The following is a 12566-nucleotide window of genomic DNA, read 5'->3' as shown; positions in this document are numbered from 1 at the left end:
TCCACTTAGCATTTCTGAGTGGGTGATTTTTTTATTACCAATTTTCATTACAAAAGGAGAGAGAAACATGAAAAAAACTTTATTAGCAGGAATTAGCGTACTTACTTTATTGGCACTTGGAGCTTGCGGCGGCGGGGGCGGCGGAACCACCGACAGCACCGGAGGCAGCGGAGATGCAGCCAACAGCGACGCAAAACATGTTGGTGTTTTACAGTTGGTTCAACATGCCTCACTAGACGGAGCCTATGAGGGCTTTAAAGAAGGTTTAGAAGAAGGCGGCTATACTGAAGGCGAAAACTTAGTCATCGATTATCAAAACGCACAGAACAACCAAGACAACCTGAAAAGTATGAGCGATAAATTAGTTAAAGACGACAATGATTTACTATTAGGTATTGCAACTCCATCTGCTCAGTCACTATTAAATGCGACCTCTGATACACCAATCATTGTCACTGCAGTAACTGATTTAGAAGAAGCAAAATTAGTCGACAGCAACGAAGAACCTGGCGGAAACGTAACTGGTACCACTGACATGGTGCCAATCGACAAACAAATTGAACTGCTATTATCGATTGTCCCTGATGCGAAGAAAGTCGGTATTATGTACAACGCTGGTGAAGCCAACTCTAAAATTCAAGCTGACTTAGCTGAAGAAGCTTTAGACGCTGCTGGTGTAGAAGCAGTAGTAAGAACTGCTAATACTACCAATGATGTTCAACAAGTTACTGAATCATTAGCTAACGAAGTAGATGGTATTTATGTTCCAACTGATAACACCTTCGCTAGTGCCGCTTCGATCGTTGGTGAAGTTGTAAAAGAAAAGAAAATTCCATTAGTTGCCGGCTCCACAGATCAAATTGACGGCGGCGGATTAGCAACAATCGGCATCAACTACAAAGAACTAGGCAAACAAACAGGTCTGATGGCTGCTAAAATTTTAGACGGCGATGCTGAAACGGCAACTACTCCAGTCGAAAGTGCCGCTAACCTTGAATTGGTTATCAACGAAGATATGGCCGAAGCTTTAGATATTGACCCAGCAAGTATTAAAGAACCAGCATAACGGTTCAAGAAAGAAGGATGAACGATGAATATTTTGTCACTATTACTCTCAGCTACGTCCCAAGGGCTCTTGTGGTCTTTACTTGCGATTGGTGTTTACCTTACCTTTCGTATTTTAGATATTGCCGATCTAACCGCTGAAGGAAGCTTTCCTTTAGGCGGCGGGATCGCAGCGATATTGATTGTCAGTGGTACCAACCCAATCTTAGCTACAATCGCTGCCTTTTTTGGCGGATCATTGGCCGGATTGGTGACTGGAATTCTAAACACGAAATTCCGGGTTCCCGCTTTGTTAGCCGGAATCATTACCATGACCGGTTTGTACTCGATTACCTCCCGGGTGATGGGCGCACCAAATATCGCCTTATTAGGTGAAGATACCGTCTTCACTCCGATCCAAAATATGGGTTTACTAAAAAATAATGCGGTCATTGTCGTCGGCGTGCTTATTGCCATCTTAGTAATTATTTTACTAGTCTTGTTCTTCCGTACCGAAATCGGCTTAGCTATTCGCGCCACTGGAGACAATCCAGACATGAGTGAAGCCAACGGAATCAAAACTGAAAACATGAAGCTGTTGGGCTACATGATTTCTAACGGCTGTATTGCTTTATCAGGAGCACTGTTAGCTCAAAACAACGGCTTTGCGGATCTGAACTCCGGTGTCGGAACGATCGTTATCGGTTTAGCTTCTATCATCATCGCTGAAGTTTTACTGCACAATCGTCCAATCGCTACTCGCCTAATTACGATTGTCTGCGGTGCGATTATCTACCGTTTCATTTTAGCTTTAGTATTCGAAATGAATGTTCAACCAACTGACTCAAAACTGGCTTCTGCCATCGTATTAGTGGTTTGTCTATCCTTACCGCAAATTCGTCAAAAGCTAGGATTAAATATCCCAAAAAAAGATCGTAAGAAAGGAGTGGAAGCCAATGCAACCAGTCTTAAAAATCAGTAACCTGCATCAATACTTTGAACGCGGGACTGTAAATGAAAATCACGTATTGCGGGGCATTGACTTAGCGCTGGAACCCGGCGATTTCGTTACGATCATTGGCGGCAATGGTGCCGGCAAATCAACCTTGCTGAATAGTATCGCTGGCACCTTACCGATTGAGGAAGGCCAAGTATTTCTAAACGACGAAGAAATCACTAAACACTCCGTTACCAAGCGGGCCAAGAAAATCAGTCGTGTCTTCCAGGACCCTCGCATGGGAACTGCGGTACGTTTAACCGTTGAAGAAAATTTGGCATTAGCTATGAAACGTGGTTTCCAACGCGGTTTTGGTTTAGGTGTTCGTAGTAAAGATCGCGAGTTTTTCCGCGAACAATTAGCCACCCTTGGACTAAACTTGGAAGATCGTTTAGATGCAGAAATTGGTCTATTATCTGGCGGACAACGCCAAGCCATCACCTTGCTGATGGCTACTCTGCAGCGTCCCGAATTAATTCTTTTAGATGAACATACGGCGGCTTTGGACCCTAAAACGTCCATTACGGTGATGAACCTAACTAAACAATTGATTCGTGAACATAAGCTGACAGCCTTCATGGTTACCCACGATATGGAAGATGCGATTCGTTACGGCAATCGTTTGATCATGCTTCACCAAGGTCAGATTGCTATCGATATTCGACAAGAAGAAAAAGAACATTTAACTGTTCCAAAATTGATGGAGCTCTTCCATAAAAACTCTGGTGCCGAGTTGAAAGACGACGCATTATTGCTTAGCTGATTCACACATTCATCCTTCTTGGCAGACTACTTTGCGGTAGTCTGCTTTTTTTGATACACTGATACGAAAGGCTTTGCAAACTCGCTCAGCTGTAACATTGGTTTAATCGGCTTTCTAATTGTGAGCAGCTGATACTATCTTTACTTTCCAAAAAGGAGGTTTCCTTGTTGTCAACAAAAGAAAAAGTATTACAAAAATTAAAAACAACTACTGGCTATGTTTCCGGCGAACAGCTAGCGCAAGAATTATCCCTTTCCCGTACGTCTATCTGGAAAGCCATTAAAGAATTAGAAAAAGCCGGGTACCAAATTGAGCACCACTCCACCGGCTATCGTTACCAGCCTTCTGACGTCTTAGATGCTGTTGAGCTGGCTGAAGGCATCCAGCAGCCGGTAGCTATTCGCGTTCTAGATTCTTCTGTTTCTACAATGAAAGATGCGCAATTAGCGGTATTGAATGGTGAAGAACCACCAGTTTTAGTAGTGGCTGATATGCAAGAGGCACCCCGCGGCCGTTTCAACCGTCCTTTTTTTGCTTTAGAAAAATCAGGGATCTATATGAGCATCCTACTAAAACCCGACACTCAATTGCATGAACTACCCCAATACACCGTACTTATGGCCGTAGCTGTGGCTGAAGCAATTGATGCGCTTGTGGGCGTAGACACACAAATTAAATGGGTAAATGATATTTATCTGAATGGCAAAAAAATCGTGGGAATTTTGTCAGAAGCTATGATGGATGTAGAAAGCAACAGCTTGAAGCACGTGATCATTGGGATGGGGATTAATTTTTCGGTACCGCAAGAAAAATTTCCGGCTGAATTACAAGAAAAAGCAACGTCTTTATTTGCTGACAGAACCCCAACGATTACTAGAAACCAGCTGATTATTGAGATCTGGAATCGCTTCTTCGACTTGCTGGAGCAAGAGGATGCTGATTATTTAACGGTTTATCGCGAGAAGTCGTTTGTTTTAGGCAAGCAAGTAACCTTCCAGCGTCAAAATCAACAGTACACTGGTAAGGCGGTAGCCATTAGCGAAACCGGAGAGCTTATAGTGGATCTCGGAAGTGAGACCCTTGCTTTATCCTCAGGTGAAATCAGCTTGAGTGCAATTCAATAATAGAGCTTCACAAACTCGTTCAGTTTTTGCCGAAAAAGTTAGTTTGGGAAGACTTCTACTTTCTTCATAGATAAAAAACGGCCCCTCTCACACTAAATGAGAAGAGCCGTTTTTATTAGTTTGCTAGACGTTCTTTCAATTTCAAATCTTTGCCTTTTTTACGTAAATCGGCCAATTCCGCGACCGCTGTGAAGAATAAGTCATTGGATGAATTGACGGCTGTTTCAACCGAGTCCTGAATAACCCCGATAATAAAGCCAACACCCACTACTTGCATCGCGATCTCATTAGGAATTCCGAACAAGCTGCATGCTAACGGAATTAACAACAGAGAGCCGCCAGCGATTCCCGAAGCACCACAAGCTGATAAAGCAGACAGGATACAAAGCACAATAGCCAAGCCAATATTTACTTCAATGCCTAGTGTGTGTACTGCCGCTAAAGTCATGATAGAAATAGTCACAGCCGCGCCACCCATATTAATCGTCGCACCTAGTGGTAACGAGATTGAATATGATTCTTCGCTTAGTCCTAGATGCTTAGCCAGCATCATATTAATCGGAATATTCGCTGCTGAGCTTCGGGTGAAGAAGGCCGGAATCGCACTTTCTTTCAAACAGAAAAAGACCAACGGGTAAGGGTTTTGACGAATTAGGAAAAATGCAACTAACGGATATGCGATCAAATCCACTACCAGCATAGTACCGACTAACAGCAACAATAATTGTCCGTACTGCGCTAACCCTTGAATACCGGTTGTTGCTACTGACTGATAGACCAATCCCAAAATACCGAAAGGAGCAACCGCAATGATTAACTGAACCACATGAGTAATCGCAGTCGACAAATCATCTGCTAAATCCTTCGTTTGCTGTCTGCGATTTCGTAAAGCAAACCCAATCAATGCCGCCCAGAACAACAAAGCTAAATAATTTCCTTCCGACATTGCTTGTATAGGATTTTGAACAATATTTGTCAAAATCGCGTTTACTACTTCACTTAATGCCTGCGGTGCTGCCTGCATTTCAGATACCTGCTGCAACGTGATTTCCAACGGGAAAATAAAACTAGCTATTACCGCAATGACTCCCGCTAACAAAGTAGTAAATAAATACAAGGCAATAATCGGCTTAATAAACGTCTTCGTTCCAGTTTGATGCTTCGCCACCGAAGCCAAAATCAAAACAAAAACCAAGATCGGCGCAATCGCCCGTAATGCGCCAACAAACAAATCGCCTAAAACAGCGATAAATGTCCACTGAGGAACAAAAACCCCCAGTAACGCCCCTATAACAATACCAATCGCGATACGCTTAATCAGGGACAAGTTCTTAAAAAAATCCAACAAAATAATTCCTTCTCTCTCCATCATTTACTGCAGCCAGCCTAGATAGGTTATTCCCTTAAACTGCACTGCCATGTTCATTCTATCTGTAGCAAAATGAGATTTCAAGAAGAAATATAAGTTTGCTTTCATTTTCAATTAAAACACCAAAAAAATGCCATCATAAGCCCTCTATTATGAGAGTATGATGGCATTTAAAGGCATATACACTAGCGCATTGTTACGAATTCTTCACTGCCGGTAGGGTGGATCGCAACGGTACTATCGAAATCTTTTTTCGTTGCTCCCATTTTGATCGCTACCGCAAATCCTTGCAGCATTTCATCAACACCAACACCAATTCCATGCAAACCAATGATTTTCTCTTCTTCACCTAAGCAGACTAATTTCATATCGCATTTTTGACGATAGTCCCCTAAAGCAAAGTACATTGGCGTAAAACGTGAATGGTAAATTTTGATATCCTTTGAATCATAGCGTTTAATGGCTTCTTCTTCTGACAAACCAATGGTCGCAATTGTCGGATGAGTGAAAATGACCGTTGGAATATTGTCGTAATCCAAGTACTCATCTTCCTTGCCGTTAAACAATCGTTCTGACAAACGACGACCTGCTGCGATTGCTACTGGCGTCAAATCGACTTTGCCAATCACATCGCCAATCGCATAGATACCTTCAGAGGTAGTATTTTGGAATTTATCTACCTTCACAAAGCCTTTTTCATTCAATTCAACTGAAGTATTTTCAATCCCCAGCTTATCAGTATTTGGTTGGCGCCCGCCAGCAAAAATGACACAGTCCCCGGTTAAGGTCTCGCCATTTTCAAAATACACAGTAAAATTGCCTTGATCGTCTTTTTCAATCTTTTCAGCAACGAAGTATGGATGAAGATCCATGTGATTGTCACGATAGATTTGCATTAAGTTTTCTGCCAGCATTTTATCAAACGTCCGCAAAGGTTGTCCGTAACGGAAAGCCCAATGAACCTTGGTTCCCATGCCCTGCAAAACACCGCTAAGCTCAGCTGCAATATAACCTGCGCCTAGCATGATTGCTTCCCGAGGCTGCTTTTTCAATTCAAAGAAGCCATTGGAATCAAGCGCCAGTTCGCCGCCAGGAATTTGCATTTGGCTAGGTCGGCCACCCGTTGCAATTAAAATGTGTGGCGCAGTATATTCTACATCATTCACTTCCACTACATGATCGGACTTAAATGTAGCATATCCATAGATTCTCTTCACTTGATTGCTGTCCAAGCCGCGGTTGTAAGCACCGTGTAAGAAATCGATGTACTTTTCACGACGTTCAACCAATTGTTCGAAATCGAAATTCTTTACATCTGCTTCAATCCCATAACTTTCAGCATCCCGTTCAATCATCTCAAGCATCGTGCTGGCTTGCCACATCACCTTCTTAGGTACACAACCGACATTGACACACGTCCCGCCGATTTCGTTGCCTTCAATTAGCAACACTTTGGCGCCGTGCATTCCCGCACGATTAGCTGAAGCGATCCCGCCGCTGCCGCCGCCAATTACAATGTAATCATATTGTTCCATTACAGTTCCTCCTACTATTTTGTTATAAAAGTAGCGTTGGCCTTCTAGGTAATACAAGCCTTCATACTTAAAAAATTGAGGGTTAATCTTTCTTCTTGCGAATCATATCGCCAGGTTTAACTGGCTGTGCCACTGGCATCGTCAGAATCATCATTGGGTTCGGTGCACGATCAATCGATTCGCCGTCTTCGTTTTTCATTTCTTCCACAGTTTGATGGAAGTGTTGAAAATTCGGTCCGTAGAACTCAATTTCGTCTCCGATTCGGAAATGATTCCGTTGGCGAATCGTCGCAAATCCCGTCACCTCATCGTAGCTTAACACTTCACCGATGAATTTGTACACTGGAATCTTCCGACGGGCACCAAACAACTGATTATCCTCAGTAGGTACATGATAATAGAACCCGCTGGATAATTCACGTTGCGCGACTTTCCACAATTCATCAATCCATTCTTGCTTGCAGACATAGTTCTCAGGATCTGCCATATAGCTGTCCACTGCAGCCTTGTAAACATTAGCTACCGTTGAGACATAGTGGATGGACTTCATCCGACCTTCAATCTTCAGGCTGTCTACGCCATTTTCAATCAAATCCGGAATATGCTCGATCATAGACATGTCCACCGCGCTCATGGAAAATTCTTCGGTTACATCCCCATTAGCAGTAAGTGAACGATGTTCTTGTGCATAAGGCATGTCGAACAGTTCATATTTCCAACGACAGGATTGAGAACACCCCCCGCGATTGGCATCCCGCATCGACATATGATTCGATAAGGTACAGCGGCCAGAGTAAGAAATACACATAGCCCCATGGACAAACGCTTCGATTTGGATATCCGTATGACGGCGAATTTCCGCCAGCTCTTCCATTGATACTTCCCGGGCCAAAACAACTCGTTCTAAGCCTTCTTCTTTCCAAAATTCCAGCGTCTCGTAATTCGTCGCTGAAGCTTGAGTAGAAAGATGGATTTCTAATCCCGGTGCTTCTGCTGCGCAAATTTCGATTAAGGCTGGATCAGAAACAATCACTGCTGAAATGCCAATATCCCGCAACTTACGGAAAAAATCGCCTGCGCCCTTTTCGTTGCCTTCATGAGTAACCATGTTGGCTGCTACATAAACTTTGGCATTGTGTTCGTTGGCAAAGGCCACGCCTTCTTCCATTTCTTCAAAAGAAAAGTTGCCGGCTCTTGAGCGCAGGCCATAAGCATCTCCGCCAATATATACAGCATCGGCTCCATAATGAATCGCCGTTTTTAATTTCTCTAACGTTCCGGCAGGTGCTAAAACCTCCGGACGCTTTAGTTGTCTTTGTCCCATTGTCTTGCTCCTCTATTTTATAGCTTCTGGATCTAAATGATAAAAACCGGTATCCAAGCCGCGACCGGCCGGATGCAGCTGTTGAATTTTCGCTTCTGCTGCTTGCACTTGCTCCTCAGACCAACTATCATTCACCAGTGCTTCTTTCGCTGCTACGAAAACTTCAGCGATCGCAACAAAGTCCGCACCCGGCGTGAAAAGTCCGTCCAGCTTCCAGGTAGTAAAGCCATTTTGATATAATTCCGCTAATTCATTGACCAAGTTCAAGTCATTGTCCGCAAAAATATGGGTCCCATGCTGATCTTCGTAGATGGAATAATGAGTATCATCTTTTTTCGGTTCTGACAAGAACAATCCCCGTTCACGATCAATTGTCTCTTCTTGCTTCGTATAATTAAAATAGTTTTGCAGCAGCGGACGTTTCGATTGATGGATACACGTTGCACCGTAGACCAGCACTTCCACAGGAATCTCCACCTGCTCCGCCAAAACCTTCATTTCATCAAAAGGAACTTCGCGGGCCAACAAAGCCCCCACGGCTCCTTTTCTCTGCCAAAAATTAATTTGGCGGGCATTCGTCACTAAAATCTCCGCATCATAAATAAACGGTAACGAATAATTCCCTTTACGCAGAACATGAATCACGCCAGTATCCCCCACTACAATATGATCAGGCTGACACTCTGCCAGAAAATCTAAGTATTCCGGTATTTGCTTCATTCGTTCGGGATGCATAATGGCATTTACCGCAACATTTACTTGTTTACCTTGCTGATGGGCATACTCAATCAGCTCTTTTTGTTCTTCTCGGGAAAAAGAAGCCGGCAAACGCAGACTAAAATCATCTTCACCTATGTATAATGTATCAACACCAGCAGCTAACAACGCCTTTGCCTGCGCCATCGATTCCGCGGTAGCAATAATTTCAACCATTCTTGATCCTCCTGTTTCGTATTAAGGCGCTCGTATATCAACCATCTAAAGCACTTGTATTCGTGCTTTTATTTCTCGTTGCTTCACAACACTAAGAAAAGTTGAATCGACCCTTATGACTGTTTCATACTATCACAGCTCCAAGAAGTTTCCAACCAGCTTTAGACAAAAAGAAGTTCCCTCCATCATATATGAAAGGAAACTTCTTTTGACTAATTAAACTTCTTGCGGAACTTTTTCTTCCTTCGGTGCTCGAACAGTCAACGTAATCTTACCCTTGCTGGCGCCGATCGTAACTGAATCACCCAGTTGAATTTGACCGGAAAGCAAGGCTTCTGCTAAACGATCTTCCACTTCTTTTTGCAATGCCCGACGAATTGGCCGTGCACCGTATTCAGGATCAAATCCAACCTTGCCAATCACATCCAAAGCAGCAGCCGTAATCTTCACTTTGATCTCATGTTCCGTCATTCGCTCAATAATTGAACGACTCATGATTTTTACAATTTCATGAATTTGTTCTTGATCAAGTGACTGGAAGACCACTGTTTCATCAATCCGGTTTAAGAACTCTGGACGGAAAGCTTTTTTCAGTTCTTCCAAAATTCGTTTTTCCATCATATCGTGATCTTTCGTAATATCCTTAACGTTAAATCCAACGTTCTTCTCCTCGCGGATTTCAGTTGCACCAATGTTAGAAGTCATAATCAAGATCGTGTTACGGAAGTCTACCTTCCGTCCCTTAGCATCCGTCAAATGTCCATCATCTAATACTTGCAGCAAAATGTTAAAGACATCCGGATGGGCTTTTTCCACTTCATCCAGCAAGATAACTGAATAAGGTTTTTGACGAATTTTCTCCGTCAACTGGCCGCCTTCTTCGTAGCCGACATATCCTGGAGGGGAACCAATCAAACGACTGGTACTGTATTTTTCCATGAATTCCGACATATCCACCCGAATTAGCGATTCCTCACTGCCGAACATCGCTTCTGCCAAAGCTTTTGCCAGCTCCGTCTTACCGACACCTGTTGGTCCTAAGAACATAAATGAACCGATCGGACGGTTTGGATCCTTCAGGCCGCTGCGAGCGCGACGAATCGCGCGGGATATCGCCTGAACCGCGGTATCCTGTCCAACAACTCGTTTATGCAATACACTTTCTAGGTCTAACAAACGCTGACTTTCCTTCTTTTCCAGTTGCTGTAAAGGAACGCCCGTCCATTGAGAAACCACTGCAGCAACATCTTCATCCGTTACTCGATTAATGTAGCCATTTTCTTGCTTAGCTTCCGTAATAGCCGCTTGTTCCAGCTCTTGCGATAATTGTTTTTCCTTCATTCGCAATCGAGCTGCTGATTCAAAGTCCTGATTTTGAATTGCTTTTTCTTTTTCTTCAACAAGCGCATTAATCTCATGCTGAAGCTCATCCAATTCAGAAATTTCGTCGGTTGTATCTAAACGAACCTTAGCAGCTGATTCATCCATTAAATCAATTGCCTTATCAGGTAACTGTCGAGAGTTGATATAACGAACAGACAGTGAAACCGCCGCATGCAAAGCAGCATCTGTAATCTCAACACTGTGATGTTCTTCATAGCGTTGTCGCAAGCCCTTCAAAATCTGCTCCGCTTCTTCTGGAGTAGGTTCATCCACTTGAACTCGAGCAAATCGACGTTCTAAGGCAGAGTCTTTTTCAATATATTTTTGATATTCATCCAAAGTTGTAGCCCCGATGGTTTGTAATTCACCACGAGCTAAAGCGGGTTTCAGAATATTCGAAGCGTCAATCGCTCCTTCAGCGCCGCCTGCACCGATCAACGTATGCAGTTCGTCGATGAAAAGAATAATTTGGCCATCATGATAGATCTCATCAATGACTTTCTTCAAACGATCCTCAAATTCGCCCCGATACTTCGTTCCAGCAACCAAAGCACCCATGTCCAGCATCATCAAACGTTTGCCCTTCATATCTTCCGGTACGTCATTTGAGATGATTCGCTGTGCCAAGCCTTCAACAATCGCTGTTTTACCGACACCAGGTTCTCCAACTAACACAGGATTATTTTTAGTCCGGCGGCTCAAAATTTGAACAACCCGCCGCACTTCGCTTTCACGACCTACAACTGGATCTAATCTCTTTTCTCGAGCCAATTTAGTTAAGTCTCTAGCCAAACTATCCAAGGTTGGCGTACCTTGAGAAGTATTTTGCTGGCTTTTAACAGCCGGTTTACGACGCCCCATTCCTTGATGACCCTGGGAAATATTTTCAGTAACACCCATTTTTTTCAACAAAAGTTGACGCATCTTCGGTAAACTCAAGCCTAAATTAACCAAAATATGGGAAGCCAAAATTTCATCGTCTCTGAGCAAACCTAATAGAATATGTTCCGTTCCAACTAATTTTGCATTAAAGCGTTTTGCTTCATCATCAGCAAAAATCAAAATTTGTTTAGCTCTTGGAGAGTAAGGTAAATAACTTCCTTCAGGATATGTTTGCATAGAACCATAACCGGTCATATGTTCAATTTCCTCGCGAATGTCATTTTCATTAGCATTCATTTGTCTCAACGTTTTGCCGGCGATTCCTTGTTGTTCGATCACTAAGGCTAACAACAAGTGCTCAGATCCAACTGAACGATGCTTAAAATATTTCGCTTCTTCTTGAGCTATGGCTAAGACAGCCTTTGCTCGTTCGGTATACAACTGATCCATTTCCCTCACTCCTTTTTCTCGTAACTTAAACGTTCTAGAAACCCATGCAAAATTCTGGCACGTATTCTATTTTCAATTTGACTAATCCCAAGAACACTTTTAGATACCGCACTCAGCATCAAGTTTCCTTCGTTCTCAGTAATGATCCGCTCTTCAAAAAGCTTCTGTATAATACCAAAGGCGTTTGCTTCAGAAATTTCCTTGCCAAATGAATCCATTAACTGTTCTAAAAAATAATGCTGATCGGAAATCTGTACCTTACTGATGCGAATATAGCCGCCACCGCCACGTTTACTCTCAACTAAATACCCACGCTGAAAAGTAAATCGTGTATTGATCACATAATTTATTTGTGACGGAACACAATTGAACAACTGAGCCATCTCCGCTCGTCTAATCTCAATGTTCTCGTGATTTTCCAATATCCCTTTAAGGTAAGCTTCGATCAAATCAGAGGTGTTTCTACTCATAAAATCCCTCCTATTGACTAATACTGACCTTAATTATATCGAATTTAGGAGGTGAAATAAAGGAGAAAGGTCCAACATTTACCATCTTTAAAAAAAGGGTAAAAAAAAAGAAGGTAGATACCTTCTTTTTGATCGGGAAGACAGGATTCGAACCTGCGACCCCTTGGTCCCAAACCAAGTGCTCTACCAAGCTGAGCTACTTCCCGTTATTCAAATGAAATTAGGTAAATAAAAAGACTACGCGTCGTTGTTGATCGGTAGTCAATATTTACAATGCACCCAAAGGGAGTCG

Annotated in this window: 10 protein-coding genes and 1 tRNA gene; 4 read left to right on the top strand and 7 right to left on the bottom strand. The window is 42.9% G+C overall.

Features of this window, described 5'->3' with window-relative positions:
• Positions 1 to 67 precede the first annotated feature (67 nt).
• The 4 genes from JZO70_RS00565 to JZO70_RS00550 all read left to right on the top strand — a co-directional run bounded on the left by JZO70_RS00565 (position 68) and on the right by JZO70_RS00550 (position 3928).
• Positions 68 to 1066: an ABC transporter substrate-binding protein gene (locus JZO70_RS00565; protein ID WP_207671582.1), complete on the top strand. Its 999-nt coding sequence runs from the start codon at positions 68 to 70 to the stop codon at positions 1064 to 1066.
• A 24-nt stretch (positions 1067 to 1090) separates the two neighbouring features.
• On the top strand, positions 1091 to 2026 hold the full coding sequence (locus JZO70_RS00560; protein ID WP_207671581.1) for an ABC transporter permease: 936 nt from the start codon (positions 1091 to 1093) through the stop codon (positions 2024 to 2026).
• Positions 2001 to 2804, top strand: a complete 804-nt coding sequence (locus JZO70_RS00555; RefSeq protein ID WP_207671580.1) for an ABC transporter ATP-binding protein — start codon at positions 2001 to 2003, stop codon at positions 2802 to 2804. The genes JZO70_RS00560 and JZO70_RS00555 overlap by 26 nt, the downstream gene beginning before the upstream one ends.
• A 167-nt stretch (positions 2805 to 2971) precedes the next feature.
• Entirely contained in the window at positions 2972 to 3928 is a 957-nt protein-coding gene (locus tag JZO70_RS00550) for a biotin--[acetyl-CoA-carboxylase] ligase (RefSeq protein ID WP_207671579.1), read from the top strand.
• A gap of 115 nt (positions 3929 to 4043) precedes the next feature.
• On the opposite strand, the gene sstT is transcribed toward JZO70_RS00550, so the two are convergent.
• The 7 genes from sstT to JZO70_RS00515 all read right to left on the bottom strand — a co-directional run bounded on the left by sstT (position 4044) and on the right by JZO70_RS00515 (position 12480).
• Positions 4044 to 5276 carry a serine/threonine transporter SstT gene (sstT, locus tag JZO70_RS00545; RefSeq protein WP_207671709.1) on the bottom strand — a complete coding sequence of 411 codons (1233 nt, stop codon included), beginning with the start codon at positions 5274 to 5276 and terminating at the stop codon, positions 4044 to 4046.
• 206 nt (positions 5277 to 5482) lie between these two features.
• Positions 5483 to 6832 carry a glutathione-disulfide reductase gene (gor, locus tag JZO70_RS00540; RefSeq protein ID WP_207671578.1) on the bottom strand — a complete coding sequence of 450 codons (1350 nt, stop codon included), beginning with the start codon at positions 6830 to 6832 and terminating at the stop codon, positions 5483 to 5485.
• An 82-nt stretch (positions 6833 to 6914) separates the two neighbouring features.
• Positions 6915 to 8156 (bottom strand): peptidase U32 family protein, encoded by a 1242-nt coding sequence (locus tag JZO70_RS00535; protein WP_207671577.1) that lies wholly within the window; start codon positions 8154 to 8156, stop codon positions 6915 to 6917.
• A 12-nt stretch (positions 8157 to 8168) separates the two neighbouring features.
• Positions 8169 to 9089 carry a peptidase U32 family protein gene (locus tag JZO70_RS00530; RefSeq protein WP_207671576.1) on the bottom strand — a complete coding sequence of 307 codons (921 nt, stop codon included), beginning with the start codon at positions 9087 to 9089 and terminating at the stop codon, positions 8169 to 8171.
• A gap of 216 nt (positions 9090 to 9305) precedes the next feature.
• Positions 9306 to 11804 (bottom strand): ATP-dependent Clp protease ATP-binding subunit, encoded by a 2499-nt coding sequence (locus JZO70_RS00525; RefSeq protein WP_207671575.1) that lies wholly within the window; start codon positions 11802 to 11804, stop codon positions 9306 to 9308.
• A 5-nt stretch (positions 11805 to 11809) separates the two neighbouring features.
• The gene (locus JZO70_RS00520; RefSeq protein ID WP_207671574.1) at positions 11810 to 12274 is read right to left on the bottom strand and encodes a CtsR family transcriptional regulator; all 465 of its coding nucleotides are present in this window, start codon (positions 12272 to 12274) and stop codon (positions 11810 to 11812) included.
• Positions 12275 to 12406: 132 nt separating this feature from the next.
• Positions 12407 to 12480: transfer RNA gene (locus JZO70_RS00515), tRNA-Pro, on the bottom strand.
• Positions 12481 to 12566: the final 86 nt, after the last annotated feature.

The sequence above is a fragment of the Candidatus Enterococcus moelleringii genome, from assembly GCF_017377575.1.
Classification (GTDB): Bacteria; Bacillota; Bacilli; order Lactobacillales; family Enterococcaceae; genus Enterococcus_A; species Enterococcus_A moelleringii.
The sequence above is the reverse complement of the archived record's forward strand: the minus strand, read 5'-3'. Positions and strand labels throughout refer to the sequence as shown.